Genomic DNA, 23,029 nt, shown 5'->3' with positions numbered 1-23,029 from the left:
AATAACTGTTATCAAAAGCTATATTCATGAATATACCACAAGATATTGTTAATTTCAACCATCCAATCACAAAATATTCGTTTTTTACTTTTTTACCAGGATCATTCACACTGGGAATCAAAAGAGGATTTTAATTTCAGATCTCTAAAAAGCGCCTCCACAGCCGACATATAATCAAAAAGATTCTGGGACTTTTGTATCTTTTTCCCATGCTTCTCTCCGCTTTCAAAAGACTGAAGCATGTAAGCCCAAAGCTCTTTCATTTTAAACAGCACATTCCGGTCACCGGAAATGGTCTCCTGGTATCCGGACAGGATCTGGTCGTGAAAGGCCTTTAACTGTTCCTTTTGAAGACGCCCTTTGCCTTTTATTTCCCCCGCAAGCATGGGATTTGCCACAAGCCCCCTCCCAAGCATGATCCTCTCCACAGATGGAAAGGTCTGAATCAGCCGCTGATAATCCCCGGGGCTGAATATATCTCCGTTATAGCAGACAGGGTTTTTACTGACAGAAACTGCCATCTTAAACATGTCCCAGTTTGGGGTATTCCTGTAAAAATCAGTCTGGATTCTGGGATGAATAATCAGCTCTTTTACCGGATATTGATTGTAAATTTCCATGAGCCGGTAAAATTCCTCCGGACTGTCCTTTCCAATCCTGGTTTTAATGGAAATTTTCATATCAATAGAAAAGATCTGGTCTAAAAACTGGTCTAACTGGTCCGGTACTGCAAGAAAACCGGAGCCTCTATGCTTGGATACAACGGTCTTAGAAGGACAGCCTAAATTTAAATTCACCTCCTGATATCCATATTTTTTGAGCTCCATAGCGGTCCAGACGAACCCCTCCCAGTTATTTGTCATAATCTGGGGAATCGTCTTTATCCCCTCATTATGTTCCGGAAGAATATCATTTTTTTCTCTGGAAGAAAATTCACGATTCTGGTTTGGAACAATGAATGGTGTATAGTAAACATCCACATCCTTAAAAAATTTGCGATGTGCATTCCTGTAGATATATCCTGTGATCCCCTCCATGGGGGCAAAGTAGTAGTTCATAAGCAGTTCTCCTGTTCCATTTTTACAATCCCCATTCTACCACAGGAGATGAAAAATTCCTAGAATACCATTTGCAGAATATGACATTTAGTGCTATAATATTGGACAAAATGCCATTGCTCAGGAGGATTTATCATGATTCATTTCAACAGGATTCTTAAACGCACAGCCGGTACGATATTGCTTGCAGCACTGTTTTCATCTTCTATTGTTTCCACATCAAAAGCGGAAGAAGAAAGCGGGCCTGCCTTTGCTCCCCCCGTAAGTGAAACCACTGCGCCTGAGATCGGTCCTGGAATGAGTTTAAAATCCAATTGTGTGGTTGTTCTGGACCCTGGACACGGAAAGACAGACGGCCACTACTCCGGCTGCCATTTCGAATACAACGGAGTTACCTATTATGAAGATATCATTACAATGAAAATAGCCGGTTATACGAAAGAATATCTGGAACATAATTCCAACTATACCGTTTATCTGACCAAGGACAGCTCCGAAGTCACTGTTCCCCTGGATCAGCGAGCTGCTTTTGCCGCTTCCGTCCGCGCTGACTTATTTGTCAGTCTCCATGTGGATTCCATTGCAGGCAACGGCACCACAAGGAACGCTTACGGCGCCAGCTCCATGTCTCCCAGAACCGGACGCTTTAACAACGATATCGCCATTCAATCCCAGGAAGCAGCAAATACGATTTTAAATCAGCTCACTGGGATCGGACTCCACAACAGGGGATTAATTCTTCAGGATTCTAAAAACGGAACCTTATATCCGGATGGAAGTGCTGCTGATTACTATGCAATCCCCCGCTATTCCCAGATGTACGGTCTCCGGGGCTTTATTATTGAACACGGATACATCAACTACTTAAGCGACTTAACCGGATTTCTCTCCACAGATGAGCAGTTAAAAAAGCTGGGAGAGGCTGATGCCAAAGGAATCATAGAATATTTAAATAAAGCCGGAAAATCTACTTTTGTCCCTGCCGGTAACAGCAATCAGACACCTCCCTCTAACTAAGAGCTCATAATCCCTGCCTCCCTGCATAAAATGTATCATACATTACGGCCAAAGCCGGCAGGGAGGTACTATTTTGTCAAAAATTCTGGATAACAGCTATTATGATTTAATGATCAACACTGCCCTGGCTCCAACCTATGATACCGGTGATAATATCACCTATTTAAACAGACAAAACTCTCTCCTTCATATCCCAGCCGGCAAAGCAGATCCCTGTGACCTTGGAAAGCACTCCTACAGCAGCTTCCCTACCATCTTTACCCTTGCCTCAACCATAAGCCTTGAAAAATCAGGAGTTACTACGGTACAGACCAATCCCTTTCTGGCCTTGTTCGGGCAGGGCGTACTGGTGGCTGTCATTGACACCGGAATTGATTACCGGCACCCCGCATTTCTCTTTAACGACGGTACTTCCCGGATTCTTACCATGTGGGATCAGACCGATCAGTCAGGTACGATTCCGGGGGAATTTACCTTTGGTTCCGAATACAGCAGGGAACAGATCAATGCTGCACTTCAGTCACCCGATCCCTTATCCGTTGTTCCCACTACAGACGTACTGGGTCACGGAACTGCCATGGCCAGTATTCTGGCTGGTTCCCCCAATGAACAGCAGGGATTCAGCGGTATTGTTCCTCAGGCTGATCTGGTTATTATCAAGCTGAAGGAAGCAAAACCTGTTACAAAAAAGGTGTCTTTTATTCCCGAAAGTGCAATCTGTTATCAGGAGTCCGATCTGATACTTGGTATCCGCTATGCAGTTACAGCTGCCGCCCGTTTTAACCGTCCTGTTGTCATCTGCATCGCTCTTGGAAGCAGTCAGGGAGGGCATGACGGCAGAGGCGCAACCAGCGCTTATTTAGATCATCTGGCTCTGCTTCCCGGCAATGGAATCTCCGTAGCTGCGGGCAACGAAGGAAACAATCGGCGTCACTACTACAACGCTACTTCCGCTCTCCCCTATTACAATGACATTGAACTGAGGGTCGGCAGCAGCGACACTATATTTGCCATGGAAATATGGTCTTATGCACCTGCCAGACTTTCCATAGATATCTCCTCTCCCAACCGGGAATCCACCCAGCCGATCTATCCAGGTCTGAACCAATGCAGAAAATTCAGCTTTATATTTAATCAGACTATAATTTATGTAAATAATATCATTTTCGAAGAGGAAACGGGAGAACAGCTGATTCTTCTGCGCTTTAGCAATCCGCTTCCTGGCATCTGGTATCTGCGGGTACAGAGTTCTGAAAATGAACCTTTTTCCTTCCATTCCTGGCTTCCCTCCGGCGATCTTTTGTCCGGTGATACCTTTTTCCTGGATTCAAACCCGGATACTACGATTACATCACCAGGCAATGCAAGACACCAGCTGACTGTTACTGCCTACAACCAGCTCAGTGACAGCATTCTTCCTGAATCGGGAAGAGGCTATACACGAATCGGGCAGATAAAACCAGACATTGCGGCCCCGGGCTTTGAGCTGACATGTGCAGTCCCCGGAGGCCTTTACGGAACCGCGACCGGAACAGGAGCTGCCGCTGCTCACGCGGCAGGAATCATTGCCATGGTATTTGAATGGGCGATTGTACGGGGAAATTACCCCAGAATTACCGGTAATGACGCGAACCGGCTTATGATTAGCGGTGCCGTCCGAAATCCTGCAAACACTTACCCGAACAACATATGGGGATACGGTCAGGTTGAAATTAACCGGCTGTTTGAACGTTTTACCAGCAGCTGAAACAAAAAATGCCTTCAAGCCGGGCGAAAATAACGCCTGGGGCCTGAAGGCATGTCAGCCGGCCAAAGATGGCAGCAGCTTTATTCTTCAACAAACATATCTTTACCAACTCCGCATACCGGACAAACCCAATCCTCCGGTAAATCTTCAAACGCAGTGCCTGGCTCAATACCAGAATCAGGATCACCTATTTCCGGATCATATACATAACCGCATGGTTCACAAACATACTTTGCCATCCCTGTCACCTCCTTTAACTTCTCTGTGCTTCTTTTATAGCATATAATATCTTTTTTATCAATAGATTTGTTACGATTTGTCCTTTAACTTACAGATCTGCTGGGTCATGGTTCCCATGGGGCAGTACACACACCACGATCTGGGTTTATATAATACCATGGTAATAATGCCAAGCACTGTAGATGTCAGCATAACACTGTAAAATCCGAAAGCAAACTGGGCAACCCAGTCCGCTGCTATGGTTCCGTGATAAGCAAAGTGCCAGGGCAGTTTAAAGGACCATAAAAGCTGTACAGCCTGCTTTAAGCTTCCTGCATCCGAAAATACCAGGTAAGTGGTAAACAGCATATTGGCAAACATCGTGAGAAAAAAGATGAGAAAACCATATCGGAATACACGGCTTTTTAAAAATGCAGGAATATCTTTCTTCCGTGATAATTTCAGTCTGTTTCCAAGGAGATCTAAAAGCTGCCCTCTGCCGCAATAATGATTGCAATAGGTTTTATTTCCCTTAACTGCGGATATTCCCAGAGGAATTAAGAAACAAAGGAGCCCCAGCCAGGCAAAAAGAATATTAAAGAATCCGAGGATTAAATAGAGCAAAGATGTCAGCCAGAGATAATCATACCAGTTTTTTTTCTTATTCATTCCCATTTTCTTCTCTCCTCTTAAGCATTTCAATGTGTATCACAGATGCCGGGCAAACCTTTGCGCACAAGCCGCAGCCAACACAGCTGTCTATATCGACTTTTGCGGTAATTCCATTTGGTACTGTAACAGCTCCTTTCGGACAAACTTTTATGCAGCTGCCGCAGGCAACACAATGAGCCTCATCTACGACTGCATACCTCTTGTTTTTTTGTAACGTCATTGCTTCCTCCATGTTTTTTTCATGATCTTAACAGATATTTTTCATTTTTTCCGTGACGATGTCACCTTAACAATCCGTTCAAACCATTCAAAATGAGGAAAAAGATCTGTATCTGCCGTGGTTTTCCGGCAATATACAGATCTCTTCTGACATCTTTATGATAGAAAGTCTTCTCTCATTGGGGTAAAAATATCTACCAGAATTCCCTTCTCCAGGCATACACAGCCGTGCATCACTCCGTCCTGTTTTAATAAGGTATCTCCGGCTTTTACCGTCTTTGTCTCTTCACCGATGGTGAATTCAAATACTCCGCTTGCCACATATGTAATCTGTGTATGGGGATGATTATGCATCTTACCGATGGCTCCCTGCTCAAAATGATTCTCCACACACATCATTCCGTCACAGTATGCCAGAACCTTTCTGACAACACCGTCTCCCGCTTTCTCGCCTTCTATTTCCTGATTAAATACCCATCTTTGATTTTTTTCCGGTCTTTTCATATCGTGCCGCTCCTTTGAGTTGTTTTTTTTAATTTTAAGTAATTTTTTCTATTATGTCAAGATTAACAGGCTGCCGTATCTTCCGGCTGTTTTTACTTCCAGTCTTTCCACGTATCTGGCTGATAACCGATTGTGGCCTGTTTTCCGTTCCTGACAATGGGAGTTTTCAATACTTCCTGGTTTTCTAAAATCTTGTCATCCTTATCCTCAGAAGCAATGTATTTAATAAGAGCCAGAACATCCTGATTCCTGCAATTCCCGTCAAGCATGGCATCGGTGCCCCCTACAGCCTGTCTGACACTGTTATATTCCCCTTTGCTCATTCCTTTTTCCTTCATATCAATGAACTGATACGGAATTTTTCGTTCTTTAAAATAACGCTCTGCTTTTTTCGTATCAAAACATTTTTTCGTACCAAATATCTGTACATTCATGGTCCGCCCTCCTTTGCCATCAAAAATGGTATTGCTGTTTTTCTATTCCAAACAACAATACCATTTTAATGAGGATTTTACCAGACCTCTTCTGAAATTTCTTTTACCAGTTTTATTTTTTTCCACTGTTCTTCTTCTGTCAGTTTATTTCCCTCTTCGGTTGATGCAAAACCGCATTGGGGGCTTAATGATAAACGGTCCAGCGGGATATAGCGGGAGGCCTTGCGGATTCGTTCTATAATTCGTGACTTTTCTTCCAGATCCGGGGATTTTGTCGTAATCAGCCCAAGAACCACCTGCTTATCTCCGTCTACGTAATGAAGCGGCTCAAAATCTCCGGAGCGTTCATCATCAAATTCCAGGTAGTAGGCAGAGACATTTTCTTTCCCAAATAAATGGGGCGCAATGGGGGCATATCCGCCGGAGGAGGCCCAGGTGGAATGATAATTCCCCCTGCATACATGTGTATTGATTACCAGATCCTGCGGCAGATCTTCCATGGCAAGGTTATTTAACCTTACATATTTTTCCGCCTCAGAAGAAACAGATTTTGATTCTTTCTGTCTGGCTTCCCAATATTTTGTGTCGCAGAACATCCCCCATGTACAGTCGTCAAACTGAACGTTTCTGCAGCCCGCTTCATACAGATCCAATATCACGGTGTGGTAGGCAGATGCAATATCCTTTATCAGTTCTTCTTCATCCGGATAGTAAGATTTTGTCTGTTCCAGATTATCTCCCCGCTCCAGCTCCGCCAGAAACTGGGCAGGGGCCGGTATGGTCTGTCTCGCAGTCACTGTATCATCCTCAAACAGCTTAACAAATTTGAAGTGCTCTACAAACGGATGGTTCTCTCCTGAAATCTTCCCGCACAAACCGGCCGATTCTCCTCTGGTAACTTCATCATGGAAGCGGTAACCCTGTTCTACTTCCAGTTTTTTAACGCCCTGAAGGCCCCACATAAAATCCAGATGCCACCAGCTCCTTCGAAACTCTCCGTCTGTAATGACTGGAAGTCCTGCTTCTTTTTGCTTTTCGATCAGTTCCGTGATGGCCCGGTCTTCTGTTTTTCTTAATTCATCGTCAGTGACCGTTCCCTTTTTCCAGCCCTCTCTTGCCTCCTTTAAATATTCGGGACGCAGAAAACTTCCTACTATATCAAACTTAAATGGTGCTCTTTTTTTCGCCTGTGCCATGATTTTATTCTCCTCTCTTTTTTCCTGTATTATTTATCTTTATTCTAACGGAAACAAATTTATCTGTAAAATTCTATATTTTTATACCATGGTATAGTTTTAAACTATATCATTTTGTGTTAGAATAAAAAACATAACGTAAAAGAGAGGAATCCGTTGCAATGACCCTTCAGCAGCTTCGCTATATTATCACCATCGTTAACTGCGGCTCCATATCAGAGGCTGCAAAACAGCTTTTTATCACCCAGCCCAGCCTTTCAAATGCAGTAAAAGAGCTGGAACAGGAATATGGCATCACCATATTTAACAGAAATCCCAAGGGAATTTCCCTTTCCTTAGACGGGAGTGAATTTCTTTCCTACGCCAGACAGGTGCTGGAACAGGCTGATTTACTGGAACAGCATTATCTGAAAAAACTGCCGGCAAAGCGAATCTGCTCTATCTCGACCCAGCATTATGCATTTGCAGTCAATGCCTTTGTTAATCTGGTGGAACGGCAGGACCATGACGAATATGAATTTACACTACGGGAAACAAGAACTTATGAAATCATTGAAGATGTGAAGAATTTCAGAAGTGAACTTGGAATTGTGTATTTAAATGATTTTAATGAGAAGGTACTGGAAAAGCTTTTTAAGGACAGCGGGCTTAACTTTCATCCTTTGTTTGAAGCATCTCCCCATGTCTTTATCAGCTCCTCACACCCTCTTTCCGGCCACTCATCGGTCACAATGGAGGAATTAAAGCCCTATCCTTTTCTGGCTTTTGAGCAGGGCGAAAATAACTCCTTTTATTTTTCTGAGGAAATATTAAGTACTGTTCCAAGGAAAAAAATTATCTACGTCAGTGACCGTGCTACTCTGTTTAATTTATTAATCGGCCTGAACGGCTATACCATCTGCAGCGGCATTTTAAACAGCAACTTAAACGGAGATAATATTATTGCAGTTCCTCTTATAACCTCTGAATATATGAGAATCGGCTGGATTGAGAATCCAAGAATACACTTAAGCATATTCGCCCGGAATTACCTGGAAGAGTTAAAAACCTTAATCCAAAAGGACGGTCTTGAGGTTTATACGGAAATATAGGCTGCTGCCTGCTTGCGGCAGTTTAAGGATGATTTTATCATGATACCTTCATAGGCAATCATAAAAATCCAGCCTGCTATCATACCCACGGATATTCCGCTGATCCCCAGGGTACCAGCGAGAAACCAGCTGACCGCAATACGGATTGGGATTTGTATGATTGTTGCGATCAATGTGATTTTAAGCAGTCCAAGCCCACGAAACAGCCCTTGAAATGAATTGCAGAATGTGGTTAAAATATAGCCATAGCTAATCACTTTCAAATACCGGCAGCCAAGTTTTACCACAGATAGATCTTTCCGGGGCAAAAACAAACCGATCAGCAATTCACAGTTATGATATACCAGAAGAGCTGTCAGAATACTGATCGCGCTGCCTGTCAGCAAAGTTATAAAAAGACCTGTCCTGATTCGTTCTTTTTTTCCTGCGCCATCATTCTGGGCTGTAAAAACAGTGAGCGAGGCCGCAAGACTGTTACCAGGTTCCAGCACATAATTATCAATTATGGAGGTCACATTAAATGCTGCCACCGCATCTACCCCCAGGGAATTGACAACCGCCTGTACCAGGATTCTCCCTCCATAAAGAATTGTCTGCTGTATGGCAGGAACAGAACTGAATTGAAGAGTGACCTTAAACAGAGCTGCATCCATTTTCAACTCTTTCCGTGTAAAATGTAATACAGGCTCTTTCCAGTATAAGTAACTAATACAAATGAAAGCAGAAACCGCCTGTGATACTACTGTTGCTGCTGCAGCTCCCTTTACGCCCATTTTAAACAGACCCACCAGAAGAACATCCAGCCCTATGTTTACAAAAGTTGATATTAACAATGCATAAAAAGGCAGTCTTGAATTTCCCACCGCACGAAATCCTGCAGAAAGTATTTGACAGATACAGGAAAAAAGAAGCCCGAACATAATTATTTTTAAGTATGCCGCTGCCTGGGGTATGACCTGTTCAGGGGTTTTGATCCATCTTAAGAAAAGCGGGCAGAAAATAAATGTTATAATGCCTATAATAACGGTGAATATCATACTGCCAAGCAAAGAAGTGAGAAGCTGCTGCTTCAGATGATCTAATCTGCCTGCACCATAGTGATTGGACATGAGAATGGAACTTCCCATGGAAATTCCAATGATAAAAAAAAGCAGAATGTTCATGACTGGTCCTGCTGCTCCTATAGCAGCCAGTGCTTCTTTTCCATTTATACTGCCAACTATCATACAATCTGCCGCGTTATAAAGCTGGGTGAACAAATTGCCTGCAAGCATGGGCAGCGAGTATAGCAGTATATGAGAAATGATAGTTCCCTTTGTCATGTTCCTGGTCATCTGAACGCCTCCATTTGTATATAGAATAGACTGTTTTGTATTTTTACTTCATAAACCATTATAATAGTAAAATGATTTTTGTCAACCATAATTATATTAAAATGATTTACTTCATTCATTTTGTATGTTATAATCCAGATCAGGAAAGGAAGCATGTATGATAGATTTTATCGAAGAAAAACTAAAAGAAATCAAATTAACAACAAAAGAAAAGACGGTGCTGGAATATTTAACAACAAACGAGAAAAACGCCTGTTTTCAAAGTGCAGAAGAAATTTCCCGTCTGCTTCAGGTGAGTCCGTCTACAGTAATCAGACTTTCTGCTAAATTAGGTTTTGATAACTTTACAAAATTAAAAAAGCATCTTCAGAAAAATGCTGTATTCTCCGACTCCGAAGATCTCATCTCTGAGATCCCTTATGAGAAAATTAAAAACTACGAAAATCTTTCCGACCATGATCTGCTGAGTGCCATATATCAGAATATTGATACCAATATAAAAAAGGATCAGGAAAGCGGTCAGTCAGAAAAATATTCTGCTGCTGCAGATTTATTATCCCATGCAGAAAGAGTATACATTGTTGGATTCCGCGCCTGTTACGGTCTTGCTTCAACATTTGGAATCATGCTGTCTTGCATTCGCTCCAATGTTATCGTGGTGGGTCAGCATCAGCCTGTTATTGATTCGCTTATTGATGCAGGGCCAAAGGATGCCGCTGTTTTGCTCTCTTTTAAGCGTTATTCGAAAGAAACCGCCTTTGCATCCCAGATTGCCCGGGACGGAGGCTGTCCTGTAATTGCAATCACTGACAGTCTGGTATCTCCCATCGCTGAAAATGCTTCCGTTTTATTAATAAATAATGTAGATAATTTTACGTTCCATAACTCCTATGTTTCCACAATGATGAATCTGGAATTATTAGCCGGTCTTTTAAGCAAAAGAAACCGATCTGAAAATCTGGAACGTCTCATGCGTATGGAACAATATCTTGATCAGACCAACCAATACTGATCAGGCCGGAGGATCTGTACAATGAGTAAAGCGGTTCTGCTTCATTTGATTGAGCAGAACCGCTTTTTTAGCTACCTAACTGTAACCGCACAGGTCTTATACAGTAAATCTTCACGAAAATATTTCATAATCTCAATTACCGCAGTTTTTACTTCCTCCAAAGGTCCGGTCAGAATCAGAGTACCGCTGAACCGGTCCAGAAACCCCAGTTCCACGTACCCTGCTTTTACGGCAATATCCGCTGCAATAACCGTCGATTCAGGAGGGGACATATGAATCGTGCCGATTGACATACCCGTAAAATCCTCTCCTGCATGGGTTCCTATATCCAGGCCCAGATTTTTATATACGGAAGGTTCGGAAACTCCGATGACATGGGCCATTGATATCTCTTTCCCGGAAACAGAGACTTTCACCACGCGCAGCGGCTCATTACCCCCATGTCTGTGTGTTTTTCCTAATATCTCCTGCAATGCTTTCTGATCAGGCCGCTTTTCTGTCATTTTAACACACCCTTTCTGGGTTTATCATTATTTCCCGTCACCTAAATACTCCTTAAGCAATTCAATCCCTTCTCCGGTAATACTGCTGACTGGAAAGATCCGCTCACATCCGGCTTCCTCCAGCCACTGCCGCACCATGGAAACCTTAGCCTCCGGAGCGTCTATTTTGGTTATTATACCAATCATGGGGCGGTTGCACGCATTGATAATCCCCGGCGGAAACAGATTAAAGGGTTCATCTGCCCCGCACAGCAGACCAATGACATCTGACTCATAGGAAAAACAGCAGAGAGCCTGCATGGATATGTTCTTATTTTCCACATATTCTCCCGGTGTATCAATGGTAATATCCCAGTGATTGACATACTGGGTCTTATGATAAACCACCGGCTCTCCCTTTAATGCCTGGGTCAGTGAAGTCTTGCCTGCTTCGCTTCTTCCGCATAAAAATAATTTTTTCATCTTATCACCGCTTCGTAATCTGACAGGTCACATACCCCAGTTCATCATGAAAATACTGCACAATCTCCGCAATCGCAGCCTGGACCTCCGCGATCTCACCTGTTATAATCAGTGTGCCGCTGAACCGGTCAGCAAAACCCAGATCGATATTCCCGCTCTTTACCGCAATATCTGATGCAATAACTGCAGACTCCGGAGGCGTCATATTCATGATTCCTATGGCAGACGAACGATAATCAATTTCCGGATTTAAGCCTAACTTACGATATACGACTGGCAGCGGTCCCCCGATTATATGGGCCAGAGTGATTTCTCTTCCAGCCACTGTTTCCTGTACGATACGGATCTGTTCGCCCTGTTCGGGTGAAGCACCATATTCATTTCCCATTAAAATCCACCTCGATCCATGCAAATGTAAACTTTACCAGTCAATTATAAGCGTTTCCCTCTGGGGCAATGTCAATGTTTTATTATTGAAGGAGTGTGATGACCATATTTTCGGCATTTTAATGATTTCAGCTTTCCGCCTTTCTATTTTGGCGGCAAAAACCTTCCCCAACAGGGCAATGTTGCCTGTAAAACATATGATAAAAAGGAAGCGCGGCTCTGTCGATGAAAATCATCTGCAGAGCCGCGCTCCCTTACATATACAACTTCTTATGGTCTGATTTTAATATCTCATAGGCATAATTTCAAGATAATCCTGAACAGTCGCACCCTTCATGAACATCTCGATAATCTGCTTTCCTAACGGATTTAACTCGTCTGTATTATATTTCACCAGTTCCTGCTTAAAGAATTCAGTTAAGATTGCAGCACCTGCATCGTAGCCTTCAATTCCCACTTCCTGCTGGGTTTCGGGTCTTAAGAATGCTCTTCTGATATATTGTCCGTCAATCTTTAAAGAATCGAGACCAAATCCTAACAGAGGACAGCGCGCTTCTACCAGATGCTCCGGCTTGAATTTCGCGCTTCCGCGGCGGGCGATGTATTCTCTGGAAATCCACTCAGGCATAAAGCTGACCTCATAAGCTCCTATATGCTGATTGGGAATCAGGACATAACGGGTATTGGTAGACTGTAATATCTGATCCAGAAGAAGATTGGCCTGTGTTACCATCTTACCTGTTGCAAATGGCCAGTAGGATCCCACTCCTTCGCTGGTCATTCCCTGGGAATCAATGATACTTGGATTGTTGTAGCCTCTTGGTGCAACCAGACGCCACAGCCATGCAAGAGCAGGCGGAAGGATATGCATAATACCCATAATTCCGTATGACGGATTTGCCTTTGTACATGCAGGCGTTCTTACACCAAAGCTTCTTACATCAACCTCAACCGGCTCATCAATGGAGTTTGGCACCAGTTTTCTTGGCATAATGACTCGTGGATTGGGACAGGGTTTTCCGGTGCTGTCCATGGTATGCTCCCATGGCAGACAGGTAGCTTCCGGTACTCCCTGAAGGTTTAAAAAGATTAACGGCTCTTCCGGCTGAATGAATATTCTTTCATACTGGGGAGAAGCTCCGTAGCGCTTAATATTATCCACTCTTAAAAACCAGGCAGATTCCGCATCCTTGACAACCAGCTTCTTACTGCCCTGCTGCATCTTTGGATGGCACAGCGCCATATCATCCGTTACAGGAATTAAATCACAGGTCTCTGAAAGATTTAAATAGTTCTTCTCTCCTGTCACCGTATTTCTTCCTAAAATGACTCTTCCATCCATCTCTTTATGGATATCTTCCAGCATTTCGCTCTTTCCGCCGCCGGAAGCGCCTTCATGCATAATAACGATTTCATTGTCGTAGGGAGTGATAACTTTTACTGCAGATGCATGTGCGGTTACCCAGCCTTCTTCCTCACCGATATCTAAAAGCACGCCATAAATACCCTTTTTCGCGCTTGGACCTGGATAAAGATTATAGGCGTAAACCTCATGGATTCCTTTCAGACGGTTATGAACCACTACCTGTTTTCCATTGAAATGCGTGTGACGGAATGGCGGTGCGAGAAAAACAACTGCTCTCGGCTTAAAATCATATGTGATTTCGTCTATGTTTAAAAATCCCTGGAGATCCGCAAGGCCTGCTGCAAAAAATCCTGCATTGGCCGGAGCTACTAAAACAGAATCATAACCATACTCCAGTCCGCCGGATTTAAATGGGAAAAATATCAGCTCCTGATTTTTCAGCCAGTCAAAGGTATCCATTCTGAGAGATTCGAAATCCTTATGATAAACGTCCTCGTATCTGGGTTTATCCGTCGGATTCTTATCTGCGATCAGCATGGAATTGGGATCACGTCTGCGCATGTAATCTTCCATATAATTCACTACAATACCATTTTTACATTTGGTTGCGGTAGCCTCTAAAACTCTCCCCTTGCCTTCCACTTCGTAATCAATATCAAATGTAACGTTCTCATCGCCGCCCATAGCAAGAGTCAACAGCTCTTTTCGTGATTTTGGAATGACGACACCCTGTGACTGATTTAAAATATCCTGTACATACTCCGGTAAATTTAATTTACGTAAACATTCTAGCATATTTTCCTCCATTCCTGTGCATAATTATGCACCTGAAGTTTGTACCGAAGACCGCACTGGTACAAACTATGTAGTTTAAAAATCCCAAACATTAGCATTCCATTACATAGTTTATTTTAGACATTTTTCGTCATATTACTCACCCGGCATTTATTGCTAAATTTTGCCATACCCTCAGCCCTTAACAGAAACTTTCTTTTTCCTGCTCTTACCGATCAGCCTCCCTTTATCAGGCATTATGGAAAAAGCCGATACCCGTAACCTGGATATCGGCTCAGTTACACCTTTATGCAACCCGTTTTATAAGTCTTCCGGTACTATCAAACTGTGTAAATCCAGTCTTATCCTATGCCGTCTTAAAATAGTGATGTAGAAAGACACTTTAGAAGATCAAAGTCCTACTGTAGAGATACAATATCATGAAACTTCTGTTGTGTCAACGTTTTTTTATGCAGAAAACCCGCTGACATAAGACGTTTTCACGCTTCATCGATCGCCTTGCCGATATCTTGCCTCATATATTTGTTCTCAAACTCCACCCATTCAGCAGCTTCATAAGCGTTGGCTCTTGCTTCCTTTAAATTGCTTCCAAGAGCCGTCACACCAAGAACTCTTCCTCCATTTGTAACAGGATTGCCCTCTTCATCAAACCGGCTGCCTGCATGGAATGCATAATAACCAGCCTGTCCTTTAAAGCGCTCCAGTCCTTTGATTAAAAATCCTTTTTCATAATGTTCCGGATACCCATCAGAAGCCAGGACGACACAGACAGCCGCATTGTCTTCAAACTGTAAGTCAATCTCATTTAGTTTTCCGTCTATACAGGCCTCAAACACCTCTATAATGTCATTTTTCATTCTTGGAAGAACTACCTGTGTTTCCGGATCACCGAATCTTGCATTGTATTCTAAAACCCTGGGTCCCTCTTTTGTCAGCATCAGACCGAAAAAGATAATTCCCTTAAATTCCCTGTTCTCAGACAGCATCGCATCCACAGTTGCCTGATAGATATACTTTTTACAGAATGCATCGATTTCTTCTGTATAGAAAGGACTAGGAGAAAAAGTACCCATTCCGCCAGTATTAAGACCTTTGTCTCCATCCTTCGCCCTTTTATGATCCTGGGCAGAGGTCATAATTTTTATGTTCTTACCATCTACGAAAGAAAGTACGGACACTTCCCGTCCAACCATGAATTCTTCCACTACAATCCGGTCACCGGCAGATCCGAACTGCTTATCAAGCATCAGTGTTCGTACACCGTCTTTCGCCTCTTCCAGTGAATTACAGATTAAAACACCTTTGCCCAGAGCAAGGCCATCCGCCTTTAGAACAACCGGCATTTTGGCAGTTTCCAGATAAGCAAGAGCTTTTGCTGCTGAATCAAATGTTTCATAAGCAGCCGTTGGAATTTTGTATTTTTTCATCAGATCCTTAGAAAAGGATTTGGAACCTTCCAGACAGGCAGCCTTCTTCTCCGGACCAAACACCCGGATTCCTGCTTTCATAAATGCATCAGCAGCCCCTGCCACAAGGGGATCATCGGGGCCAACAATTACCAGGTCAATTTCTTTCTTCCTGGCAAAGTCCACCTGCCTGTCAAAATCCATCACTCCGATATCGACGCATTCAGCGATCTCAGCAATTCCGGCGTTTCCCGGAGCACAGTACAGTTTTTGGACCTTAGGGCTCTGGGCAGCTTTCCATGCAATGGCATGTTCCCTGCCGCCGCCTCCAATAATCAGAACCTTCATGCTTTTTCCTCCTGTTCCTTTGCAATCAGCGTAATCGCCTGGGGAAGAATGATCCATTCCGCTTCTTCCATCACTCTTTTCTGAAGTTCTCCCGGCGTATCGCCTTCCTTTACTTCCACTGCTTTCTGCAGAATAATGGGACCTGTATCTGTTCCCTCATCAACATAATGGACCGTAGCCCCTGTGATTTTTACGCCTCTGGCCAATGCAGCCTCGTGAACCTTCAGCCCATAATATCCGGTCCCGCAAAAGGAAGGGATCAGGGAAGGATGAATATTTATAATGCGGTTTCTGTACTTCCTGATCATAGCTTCAGGAATGGTAACCAGGAAACCAGCAAGCACGATTAAATCAAGATGATACGCATCGATTCGGGATAAAAGTTCATCGTGGAATGACGCTCTGCTTTCATAGTCCTTAGGAGAAATGCAGAGTGCATCGATTCCATGATTCCTTGCACGTTCCAGCGCATATGCATTACAGTTATTGCTGATAACTACTTTGACCTCTGCGTTTTTAATCTCCCCGCTGTCAATGGCATCCAAAACAGCCTGAAGATTGGTTCCTCCGCCGGATACCAGAACGCCGACTCTTAGCATAAGACCACACCCTTCTCACCGGCTTTTGTGCAGCCGATTACATAAGGGGTCTCTCCTGCAGCCCTGATCGCATCCATGGTCTTGTCCTGATCAGCCGGATCCACTGCCAGCACCATGCCAATTCCCATATTAAACGTATTATACATGATTTCTTCCGCTATCTCGCCCTTTTCTTCCATGAGTTTAAAGATGGAAGGAACTTGATAGCTGTTTTTCTCCACTTCTGCACAGATTCCATCAGGAAGCATACGTGGAATGTTCTCATAGAATCCGCCTCCGGTGATGTGGCTGCAGCCCTTTATGGTCACACCGCACTCTTTCACGCTTTTTAATGCTTTTACGTAAATTTTGGTAGGCACAATCAGGCTTTCTCCAAGAGTTGTTCCCAATTCATCGTAATAAACATTTAAATTATCTTTCGTCACATCAAATACTTTGCGGACAAGAGAAAATCCATTGCTGTGAACACCGGAAGATGCAATACCGATTAAAATGTCGCCGGCTGCTATATTCTTACCGGTAATCAGATTCTTTTCATCGACTACTCCAACCGCAAAACCTGCAAGATCATATTCATCCTCAGGATAAAAACCAGGCATCTCTGCGGTTTCCCCTCCGATCAGTGCAGCGCCTGCCTGTTTGCAGCCTTCTGCCACACCGCTGACGATTTTTGCAATCTTTTCCGGATAGTTCTTCCCACAGGCTATATAATCAAGGAAAAACAGTGGTTCTCCTCCTGCACAGGCAATATCATTGACACACATGGCTACACAATCGATACCAACCGTATTATGCCGATCCATAAGAAATGCAAGCTTCAGCTTTGTTCCCACTCCGTCGGTTCCGGACACAAGAGTCGGCTTTTCCATTTCTTTAAAAGCTGACATGGAAAATGCTCCTGAAAAACCGCCCAGTCCGCCAAGGACTTCCGGTCTCATGGTTTCCAGTACATGCTTTTTCATTAATTCAACCGATTTGTATCCAGCTTCAATATCTACTCCGGCATTCTTATAATCCATCTCTTTTTCCTCCGCTTTTTCTTCCTGTTATTTCATCTGGGACAAATATTCCCGATACCCGATCTGCTCCAGCTTTTCTGCTTTTTTCACGACATCATTCTTTAATTTCTCGGAATAATCCTTCAGTCTCGCCAAAAGTTCCCCATCTCCTGCTGCCAGAATCTTTGCTGCCAGAATTCCTGCATTGGTACCTCCGTTAATTGCCACAGTTGCTACCGGGATACCAGAAGGCATCTGTACAATGGAATACAGGGAATCCACACCGCCCAGATCTGAAGTTTTCATGGGTATACCAATCACGGGCATTGGAAATAATGCAGCACACATTCCAGGAAGATGAGCTGCTTTTCCTGCTCCGGCGATAATCACTTTAATGCCTCTGGCCTCTGCTGTTTTCGCATATTCAAAAAATATATCCGGTTCCCTGTGTGCAGAAATGACGGTCATTTCAAACTCTACACCCAGCTTTTCCAGAACCTCTGCAGCCTGCGCCATAACAGGCATATCTGAATCACTTCCCATAACAATTGATACGTTTGCCATAGTAATTTCTCCTTTTCCTCTTCCAAACATGTGTAATTCATTATCAGGAATAATGTTGTTAATAAGTTTATCTAATATTAACTGCTTATTAATTAATTAACACTTATTAATTATAATACTAGCTTTTCCACTCCTCGTCAATAATTTTCTTTATAATTTTAAGTATACCCTGTAATTTAAAAAAACAGGCGCAAAAAGCCGGAAGGATTCAACATCCTGCGGCTTTTTACACCTGATATGTATTTAATATTTGCTGTTTTTAAATGAAGAGGAGTCTTCAAAGTAAACCGGGTCAATAGCAATAGGTTCCGGATCGGCTTCTTCTTTGAAAACAGGGACATACTCATTATCAGCTTCTACTCTGGCAGTGTTTAAAGGTGCGCTGCTTTGCTGAGACTTCCCGCTATGAACCTTGAATTGCTGCACAAGACTTTTCATAATCTGCGCCTGACCTGACAATTCCTCACTGGCCGCAGCACTTTGCTCCGCTGTAGCAGAAGTTGTCTGAACCACACTTGAGATCTGGTCAATTCCCTGGGTAACCTGATTAACAGCGATTGCCTGCTTATCAGAGGCAGCGGCTATTTCTTCTATAATCATGTTAATGCGGCGGCTTCCTTCCACAACATCCTGCATGGCTTTCGCTGTTTCTGCAGTAATCCTGCTTCCGTTCTCCACTGCCTGTAAACTTTCCTCAATGAGAATTGTAGTATTTTTCGCCGCTTCTCCTGATTTGCTGGCAAGGTTGCGCACTTCATCGGCAACGACTGCAAATCCTTTTCCTGCTTCCCCTGCACGTGCAGCTTCCACTGCTGCGTTTAATGCAAGGATATTGGTCTGGAATGCGATATCTTCAATCGTTCTGATAATCTTGCCAATCTCACTGGATTTGGTGTTAATCTCTGTCATGGCCTGATTCATTTCCATCATCTTCTGATTACTCTTTGTTACATTGAGAGCCGCTTCTTCTGATCTCATACGCGCTTCTTTTGCACTCTCCGCGTTTTTATTGATCTGATTGGAAATGTCATTAATCGTAGCTGCCAGCTCCTGTATGGAGGAAGCCTGCTCAGTGGCTCCCTGGGACAGTGCCTGTGCTCCGGAGGATACCTGCTCAGAACCACTGGCAACTAAGTCTGCCGATTCATTAATACGGAAAAGAGCATCGCTTAAATTATCCCTGATATTCCTGATAGCCAGCAGAATGGGCTCATAATCCAGAACATACTGCTCCTGATTCTTTGACACAACCGTAAAATCTCCGGCTGCCATAGACCCTAACAGGTAGATGATATCATCAATAATACTTCCAATATTTAATATAGTGGAACGCATACTGTTGCCAAGTCCGCCGAGCTCATCTTTTGACTGATAAGCCAGATCCACATGGAGACTGCCTTTTGACATCTCTGCGGCTGCCTTTTCAATCTCTTTAACGGGGGCAACAATACTCTTTGTCATGAATACAGCAAGAATCAGAGTCACTCCGGCTCCAACTATCTGAAGCAGGATCACGATAATCTGAGCAAAGCTCATAACAGACTGTGACTTGGTAAAATCGCCGTCAGCATTCTTCTTTGCAGTATCGCTGATTTGCATCAGATCCGTCTGGAGCTGATTAAAACACGGTTCCAGAGAATCGAAGAAGATTTCTGTCGCCTGCCTGGTTTTATTTTCTTTTGCCAGAGTGAACACTTTTTCTTTAAAGGGCTCCGCTTCAGTCAGCGTCTTCTCGATGTTCTCAACGACCGACTTGTCCCCTCTGTAATGTTCTTTTAAAAATTGAACATTTTCTTTCAATTTATTAAAGTCTGCTTCCGATTCATCAATATACTTTGCTCTGGTATTTAAATCCAGGCTCATGGTTGCATACCCCACGTTTTTTGCAGCCGATTGTATATTTTGTCTCATCTCTACAGTCATTAATGATACCTGATGGCCGTTATTATAAAATTCTACGAATCTGGCATTGTTTCCTACCAGACTGTATAAGGAAGTACATGATACAATTAAAAACAAAACAAAAACCGCTCCAAAAGAGACCGTAATTCTTTTGCCAATCTTTAAATTCTTCATTTGGTATCCTCCATTTAGCTCTTTTGTAAAAATCACACTCTGATAGTGTTTTATCGGCAATTATATATATTACTTAATGATTTTCTCTAAGTTTTTGTAATTCTAAAGCTTATAGCAGAGAAAATGGTAAATTTAATTCCTCTGTTCCTTTTAATATAAATTTTCCGTCCTCTATAATCAGAGTCCTTTTCCCATCTGTACAGACAGTTTCAATTCTGTCAAGTTCTGCATAAGGTATGGTGATATCCGTATGACAGTTAAAATATGCCTTGGAAGCATCCTCTTTGCGAAGAGCAGAAATCTCATTTTCTTTCGCGATAATCTCTTTGCCGTTGGGATTATAAAACCGGCTGTCTTCCGACCAGCTGTAACACGTATCTCCAACTGCAAAATGAGGTCCCATTTTCTCCACGATTAATATAGGAAGCTTGTCAAGAATATCAAATTTTCTGGCCATGGCGTAAGCAGTTGTATTGGTTCCGATGGCAAACTCTCCCATGGGAAGTGTGTCATGGTTCTTTAAAATCACCTGCCTGATCAGTTCTTTTCCTTCCTTTGGATCTTCAAAATTACTGCAGGAATAGTCTTTGATCATGCCGTTTTCAAACGTTATAACCAAATCCTTAAACTGGAAATCTGTGATATAAACCGTGCTGACCTCTAAAACACCATTGGTTCCGGCAAGTCTTGGTGACGTAAATACTTCCCCAAGAGGAATGTTCACATCAGCCACGCAGTTTTCAAAATTAGTCTCTTTTTCTTTATCCTTTAAATGATGAAGCGCCACTGTCAGGCGGGTCTTATTCGCCCCTTTCCCTGTGATTTCCACATATTCTGTTTCATCCAGAGCATCAATCATGGTTTGCTGCAGACCTTTGTACTTTTCATAATCCAGGGTGTTAATTGCAATGGTCTCATTAAATATCTCTTCAAAATTATCACCGATCTCAGGAACGGGAAATGCAATAATGGTGAAGCTGGTCTCATCGCCGGGAACGTATTGATTTAAAATTCCGGCAGTATCACTCGACATTTCCACTGCAAGCTTCTCCTGTTTGGAATCCAGGCGGCAGGCCTCCGCTTTGTTAACCGGATGAAAGCCTTCTCTGCCAAATGTTTCAATGACTGCAGGTCCTGCATAGCCGGCTGCCAGATCTTTGTACGTTTCGTATGCAACCTTCAGCACCGATGCTTTTCTGTCCTTAAATGCCTTATTGATGTAGATGGCATCATCATACCGGTGGTCATAATCATACTGGCGGTTTGGAGAAGCTGAGTAATAACCGGATTTTCGTCCGGCATTGGTATTTACCGCCCAGACAGCCGCGCGGCATAAAATCACGCTAAGCCCAAGCTTTTCAAAATTCTCCATGGCGTATTTGACCATTCGTTCGAATCCAAGCTCATATCGGATCTGGACCGCTTTTTTCTTTGATAAATCTCTGCCCATCACCTCAAAACCTTTTTTGTAGCCTTCCGTGTAAGTATCCGCCATCAGACGGACTGTTTCTTCTGGAAGGGAATTTAAATAATCCGCAACTTTAACTTCTGTTTCAGAAATATATTCACCAAAACGGTAAAGATAACGAAGATCCGTTAAGTCACTGTCCCGGATTATATCTGCTGCAAAGGAAAGGGAAGAATCCAACCCTTCTCTGATACGATAGGTCACTGTATGATCGGTGTAATCGCTGACAAACCAGTAAATCACCTCTTTTACAGAAGCCACCTCCGGCACTCCTGCTTCAAACATGTTATAAATTTCGATTAAGGTTTCGTTTAAAATCGTAATATCCGTCAACCTGTTTTCATGAACAAAAACAATATCGCCCCTGATTTCCTTATACAGGTAACAAAGGAGCTGCCCGAATCCATCACCCAGTTTTTTCACTGCATAAGCCGGATTTGCATAACTGGTTTCATAAGCCTCCGGAAGAATGTCTTCATAAAATTTTCTGTTCCATACTTTTAATTCTTCCAGGGAAGCCGTGTTATGCTTTCCTTCCTTTAAATAATCCAGGTACTCACCCATAACACAGATAAATTCAGCTGTTCTTGTAAAATAATCATGAAACGGCTGAGCCACGGTCTGCTCTGAGGCTATCTGACTGATCCTCTCCATTGAAAGTAAGAAGCGTTCCATAATTCCTTCATTTTCCTGTTCAAACATTTCTCTATAATCCATTTTTTTACCCCTTTATACCTATAATAAGAAGAACCGCCCAAAAAATAACCAGTAAAGCGCTGATGCCAATACCAATCTTGGACAATATGTACTTTTTTTCTTTTTCAAAGAAAGACAGAACACCATAAAACAGGGAAAAGATAGAAATCAACATGCTGCAAAAGCAGACAGCCGCAACATTTAACTGCGCCTGTCCGGCAGTAATTGCAGCGCTGGATATTCCAAGAACCCCTAAAACCAGTGCTCCCAAAGCCAGTCCTAACGATAGAAAACTTTTTTTAGCATAAGGCTTTCTAATGTAGGACACTTTTTTCTGCTTTCCCACGCCTCATCCTCCTTACTCTTATGTGCTGTACTATTTTATACAGGATATATCCAAACATTCCTCCCAGAGAGTTTAAAATCATGTCATCTACATCAAAACTTCCCACCCTGAAAATGAGCTGGGTGGTTTCGATGCAGAGGCTGAATAAAAAACTGAGCAGCATTGTATTGGTAAAGCGGCGGCTCCTGCGGCTGATGACCGGAAGGAAAAAACCAAAGGGCATGAAGCCTGCTATATTCCCAACAATGTTTAAGAGGAAAGCCCGAAGGCCAACTACATGGCGGTATATAATAAACCGCTTAATTTCCTTCAGGGGGACCAGGTTATAAGCGTATTCCTCCCGTATATGACCACCTCTTCCAAAATAATCCGAGAAAAACAGAAAGTACGCCAAAAAGATCAGGTAAATTATAAAAATCACCCAACCAAACTTCTGCCTTTTCGTCGCATTTTTAATCATAACAGCTCCATCTTTATCCAGAAAGGAGAGAGCTGCCAGAATTCTATTGATT

General features: G+C 43.0%; 24 protein-coding genes. 4 read left to right on the top strand and 20 right to left on the bottom strand.

Annotated elements, in window-relative coordinates:
- Positions 1-101 precede the first annotated feature (101 nt).
- Entirely contained in the window at positions 102-1,058 is a 957-nt protein-coding gene (locus V7D18_RS13180; RefSeq protein WP_426154732.1) for a tRNA dihydrouridine synthase, read from the bottom strand.
- A gap of 135 nt (positions 1,059-1,193) precedes the next feature.
- Between V7D18_RS13180 and V7D18_RS13175 the strand changes: the two genes are divergently transcribed.
- Entirely contained in the window at positions 1,194-2,075 is an 882-nt protein-coding gene (locus V7D18_RS13175) for an N-acetylmuramoyl-L-alanine amidase family protein (RefSeq protein ID WP_426154731.1), read from the top strand.
- A gap of 73 nt (positions 2,076-2,148) precedes the next feature.
- A complete protein-coding gene (locus tag V7D18_RS13170) occupies positions 2,149-3,822 on the top strand; it encodes a S8 family peptidase (protein ID WP_426154730.1) in 1,674 nt (557 codons plus the stop codon).
- A gap of 80 nt (positions 3,823-3,902) precedes the next feature.
- Here V7D18_RS13170 and rd read toward each other — a convergent pair whose 3' ends face one another.
- The 6 genes from rd to V7D18_RS13140 all read right to left on the bottom strand — a co-directional run bounded on the left by rd (position 3,903) and on the right by V7D18_RS13140 (position 7,066).
- Positions 3,903-4,061 (bottom strand): rubredoxin, encoded by a 159-nt coding sequence (gene rd / locus V7D18_RS13165; RefSeq protein WP_024295966.1) that lies wholly within the window; start codon positions 4,059-4,061, stop codon positions 3,903-3,905.
- 70 nt (positions 4,062-4,131) lie between these two features.
- Complete coding sequence (locus V7D18_RS13160) at positions 4,132-4,710, bottom strand: 4Fe-4S binding protein (RefSeq protein ID WP_426154921.1); 579 nt, start codon at positions 4,708-4,710, stop codon at positions 4,132-4,134.
- The gene (locus tag V7D18_RS13155) at positions 4,703-4,933 is read right to left on the bottom strand and encodes a 4Fe-4S binding protein (RefSeq protein ID WP_426154729.1); all 231 of its coding nucleotides are present in this window, start codon (positions 4,931-4,933) and stop codon (positions 4,703-4,705) included. The genes V7D18_RS13160 and V7D18_RS13155 overlap by 8 nt, the downstream gene beginning before the upstream one ends.
- 155 nt (positions 4,934-5,088) lie before the next feature.
- Positions 5,089-5,436 carry a cupin domain-containing protein gene (locus V7D18_RS13150; RefSeq protein WP_426154728.1) on the bottom strand — a complete coding sequence of 116 codons (348 nt, stop codon included), beginning with the start codon at positions 5,434-5,436 and terminating at the stop codon, positions 5,089-5,091.
- 92 nt (positions 5,437-5,528) lie between these two features.
- The gene (locus V7D18_RS13145) at positions 5,529-5,870 is read right to left on the bottom strand and encodes an arsenate reductase family protein (protein WP_426154727.1); all 342 of its coding nucleotides are present in this window, start codon (positions 5,868-5,870) and stop codon (positions 5,529-5,531) included.
- Positions 5,871-5,947: 77 nt separating this feature from the next.
- On the bottom strand, positions 5,948-7,066 hold the full coding sequence (locus tag V7D18_RS13140; RefSeq protein ID WP_426154726.1) for a 5-methyltetrahydropteroyltriglutamate--homocysteine S-methyltransferase: 1,119 nt from the start codon (positions 7,064-7,066) through the stop codon (positions 5,948-5,950).
- A 161-nt stretch (positions 7,067-7,227) separates the two neighbouring features.
- Between V7D18_RS13140 and V7D18_RS13135 the strand changes: the two genes are divergently transcribed.
- Positions 7,228-8,157, top strand: a complete 930-nt coding sequence (locus V7D18_RS13135) for a LysR family transcriptional regulator (protein ID WP_426154725.1) — start codon at positions 7,228-7,230, stop codon at positions 8,155-8,157.
- On the opposite strand, the gene V7D18_RS13130 is transcribed toward V7D18_RS13135, so the two are convergent.
- A complete protein-coding gene (locus tag V7D18_RS13130) occupies positions 8,142-9,491 on the bottom strand; it encodes an MATE family efflux transporter (RefSeq protein ID WP_426154724.1) in 1,350 nt (449 codons plus the stop codon). The two genes, V7D18_RS13135 and V7D18_RS13130, sit on opposite strands and share 16 nt — an antisense overlap.
- A gap of 157 nt (positions 9,492-9,648) precedes the next feature.
- Between V7D18_RS13130 and V7D18_RS13125 the strand changes: the two genes are divergently transcribed.
- Entirely contained in the window at positions 9,649-10,503 is an 855-nt protein-coding gene (locus V7D18_RS13125; protein ID WP_426154723.1) for a MurR/RpiR family transcriptional regulator, read from the top strand.
- A 71-nt stretch (positions 10,504-10,574) separates the two neighbouring features.
- Here V7D18_RS13125 and V7D18_RS13120 read toward each other — a convergent pair whose 3' ends face one another.
- The 12 genes from V7D18_RS13120 to V7D18_RS13065 form a co-directional block, all read right to left on the bottom strand.
- Complete coding sequence (locus V7D18_RS13120) at positions 10,575-11,006, bottom strand: BMC domain-containing protein (RefSeq protein WP_426154722.1); 432 nt, start codon at positions 11,004-11,006, stop codon at positions 10,575-10,577.
- Between the two features lie 27 nt (positions 11,007-11,033).
- Complete coding sequence (locus V7D18_RS13115) at positions 11,034-11,468, bottom strand: EutP/PduV family microcompartment system protein (protein ID WP_426154721.1); 435 nt, start codon at positions 11,466-11,468, stop codon at positions 11,034-11,036.
- Between the two features lie 4 nt (positions 11,469-11,472).
- Positions 11,473-11,856, bottom strand: coding sequence for a BMC domain-containing protein (locus V7D18_RS13110; protein ID WP_314459338.1), 384 nt, complete (start codon positions 11,854-11,856; stop codon positions 11,473-11,475).
- 282 nt (positions 11,857-12,138) lie between these two features.
- Positions 12,139-14,016, bottom strand: coding sequence for a DUF4914 family protein (locus tag V7D18_RS13105; RefSeq protein WP_426154720.1), 1,878 nt, complete (start codon positions 14,014-14,016; stop codon positions 12,139-12,141).
- A gap of 479 nt (positions 14,017-14,495) precedes the next feature.
- Positions 14,496-15,770, bottom strand: coding sequence for a phosphoribosylamine--glycine ligase (gene purD / locus V7D18_RS13100; RefSeq protein WP_426154719.1), 1,275 nt, complete (start codon positions 15,768-15,770; stop codon positions 14,496-14,498).
- Complete coding sequence (gene purN / locus V7D18_RS13095) at positions 15,767-16,369, bottom strand: phosphoribosylglycinamide formyltransferase (protein WP_426154718.1); 603 nt, start codon at positions 16,367-16,369, stop codon at positions 15,767-15,769. Before purN ends, purD begins: the two co-directional genes overlap by 4 nt.
- Positions 16,363-17,388 carry a phosphoribosylformylglycinamidine cyclo-ligase gene (purM, locus tag V7D18_RS13090; RefSeq protein ID WP_426154717.1) on the bottom strand — a complete coding sequence of 342 codons (1,026 nt, stop codon included), beginning with the start codon at positions 17,386-17,388 and terminating at the stop codon, positions 16,363-16,365. Before purM ends, purN begins: the two co-directional genes overlap by 7 nt.
- A 27-nt stretch (positions 17,389-17,415) precedes the next feature.
- On the bottom strand, positions 17,416-17,931 hold the full coding sequence (purE, locus tag V7D18_RS13085) for a 5-(carboxyamino)imidazole ribonucleotide mutase (protein ID WP_117418348.1): 516 nt from the start codon (positions 17,929-17,931) through the stop codon (positions 17,416-17,418).
- A gap of 243 nt (positions 17,932-18,174) precedes the next feature.
- On the bottom strand, positions 18,175-20,007 hold the full coding sequence (locus V7D18_RS13080; protein WP_426154716.1) for a methyl-accepting chemotaxis protein: 1,833 nt from the start codon (positions 20,005-20,007) through the stop codon (positions 18,175-18,177).
- 109 nt (positions 20,008-20,116) lie between these two features.
- Positions 20,117-22,192 carry an aminopeptidase gene (locus V7D18_RS13075; protein WP_426154715.1) on the bottom strand — a complete coding sequence of 692 codons (2,076 nt, stop codon included), beginning with the start codon at positions 22,190-22,192 and terminating at the stop codon, positions 20,117-20,119.
- Positions 22,193-22,196: 4 nt separating this feature from the next.
- Complete coding sequence (locus tag V7D18_RS13070; protein WP_426154714.1) at positions 22,197-22,517, bottom strand: DUF6142 family protein; 321 nt, start codon at positions 22,515-22,517, stop codon at positions 22,197-22,199.
- A complete protein-coding gene (locus V7D18_RS13065) occupies positions 22,486-22,977 on the bottom strand; it encodes a VanZ family protein (protein ID WP_426154713.1) in 492 nt (163 codons plus the stop codon). Before V7D18_RS13065 ends, V7D18_RS13070 begins: the two co-directional genes overlap by 32 nt.
- Between the last annotated feature and the right edge of the window lie 52 nt (positions 22,978-23,029).

This window comes from Lacrimispora sp. 38-1 (assembly GCF_049890855.1).
Lineage (GTDB): Bacteria > Bacillota > Clostridia > Lachnospirales > Lachnospiraceae > Lacrimispora.
Note: the sequence above shows the minus strand (reverse complement) of the source record. Positions and strands in the feature narration are given on the sequence as shown.

What these genes read in the sequence shown, in the direction of transcription:
- V7D18_RS13180 (WP_426154732.1), bottom strand. Translation starts at nt 1,058, where the DNA reads ATGAACTACTACTTTGCCCCCATGGAGGGGATCACAGGATATATCTAC.
- V7D18_RS13175 (WP_426154731.1), top strand. Translation starts at nt 1,194, where the DNA reads ATGATTCATTTCAACAGGATTCTTAAACGCACAGCCGGTACGATATTG.
- rd (WP_024295966.1), bottom strand. Translation starts at nt 4,061, where the DNA reads ATGGCAAAGTATGTTTGTGAACCATGCGGTTATGTATATGATCCGGAA.
- V7D18_RS13160 (WP_426154921.1), bottom strand. Translation starts at nt 4,710, where the DNA reads ATGAATAAGAAAAAAAACTGGTATGATTATCTCTGGCTGACATCTTTG.
- V7D18_RS13155 (WP_426154729.1), bottom strand. Translation starts at nt 4,933, where the DNA reads ATGACGTTACAAAAAAACAAGAGGTATGCAGTCGTAGATGAGGCTCAT.
- V7D18_RS13150 (WP_426154728.1), bottom strand. Translation starts at nt 5,436, where the DNA reads ATGAAAAGACCGGAAAAAAATCAAAGATGGGTATTTAATCAGGAAATA.
- V7D18_RS13145 (WP_426154727.1), bottom strand. Translation starts at nt 5,870, where the DNA reads ATGAATGTACAGATATTTGGTACGAAAAAATGTTTTGATACGAAAAAA.
- V7D18_RS13140 (WP_426154726.1), bottom strand. Translation starts at nt 7,066, where the DNA reads ATGGCACAGGCGAAAAAAAGAGCACCATTTAAGTTTGATATAGTAGGA.
- V7D18_RS13135 (WP_426154725.1), top strand. Translation starts at nt 7,228, where the DNA reads ATGACCCTTCAGCAGCTTCGCTATATTATCACCATCGTTAACTGCGGC.
- V7D18_RS13130 (WP_426154724.1), bottom strand. Translation starts at nt 9,491, where the DNA reads ATGACCAGGAACATGACAAAGGGAACTATCATTTCTCATATACTGCTA.
- V7D18_RS13125 (WP_426154723.1), top strand. Translation starts at nt 9,649, where the DNA reads ATGATAGATTTTATCGAAGAAAAACTAAAAGAAATCAAATTAACAACA.
- V7D18_RS13120 (WP_426154722.1), bottom strand. Translation starts at nt 11,006, where the DNA reads ATGACAGAAAAGCGGCCTGATCAGAAAGCATTGCAGGAGATATTAGGA.
- V7D18_RS13115 (WP_426154721.1), bottom strand. Translation starts at nt 11,468, where the DNA reads ATGAAAAAATTATTTTTATGCGGAAGAAGCGAAGCAGGCAAGACTTCA.
- V7D18_RS13110 (WP_314459338.1), bottom strand. Translation starts at nt 11,856, where the DNA reads ATGGGAAATGAATATGGTGCTTCACCCGAACAGGGCGAACAGATCCGT.
- V7D18_RS13105 (WP_426154720.1), bottom strand. Translation starts at nt 14,016, where the DNA reads ATGCTAGAATGTTTACGTAAATTAAATTTACCGGAGTATGTACAGGAT.
- purD (WP_426154719.1), bottom strand. Translation starts at nt 15,770, where the DNA reads ATGAAGGTTCTGATTATTGGAGGCGGCGGCAGGGAACATGCCATTGCA.
- purN (WP_426154718.1), bottom strand. Translation starts at nt 16,369, where the DNA reads ATGCTAAGAGTCGGCGTTCTGGTATCCGGCGGAGGAACCAATCTTCAG.
- purM (WP_426154717.1), bottom strand. Translation starts at nt 17,388, where the DNA reads ATGGATTATAAGAATGCCGGAGTAGATATTGAAGCTGGATACAAATCG.
- purE (WP_117418348.1), bottom strand. Translation starts at nt 17,931, where the DNA reads ATGGCAAACGTATCAATTGTTATGGGAAGTGATTCAGATATGCCTGTT.
- V7D18_RS13080 (WP_426154716.1), bottom strand. Translation starts at nt 20,007, where the DNA reads ATGAAGAATTTAAAGATTGGCAAAAGAATTACGGTCTCTTTTGGAGCG.
- V7D18_RS13075 (WP_426154715.1), bottom strand. Translation starts at nt 22,192, where the DNA reads ATGGATTATAGAGAAATGTTTGAACAGGAAAATGAAGGAATTATGGAA.
- V7D18_RS13065 (WP_426154713.1), bottom strand. Translation starts at nt 22,977, where the DNA reads ATGATTAAAAATGCGACGAAAAGGCAGAAGTTTGGTTGGGTGATTTTT.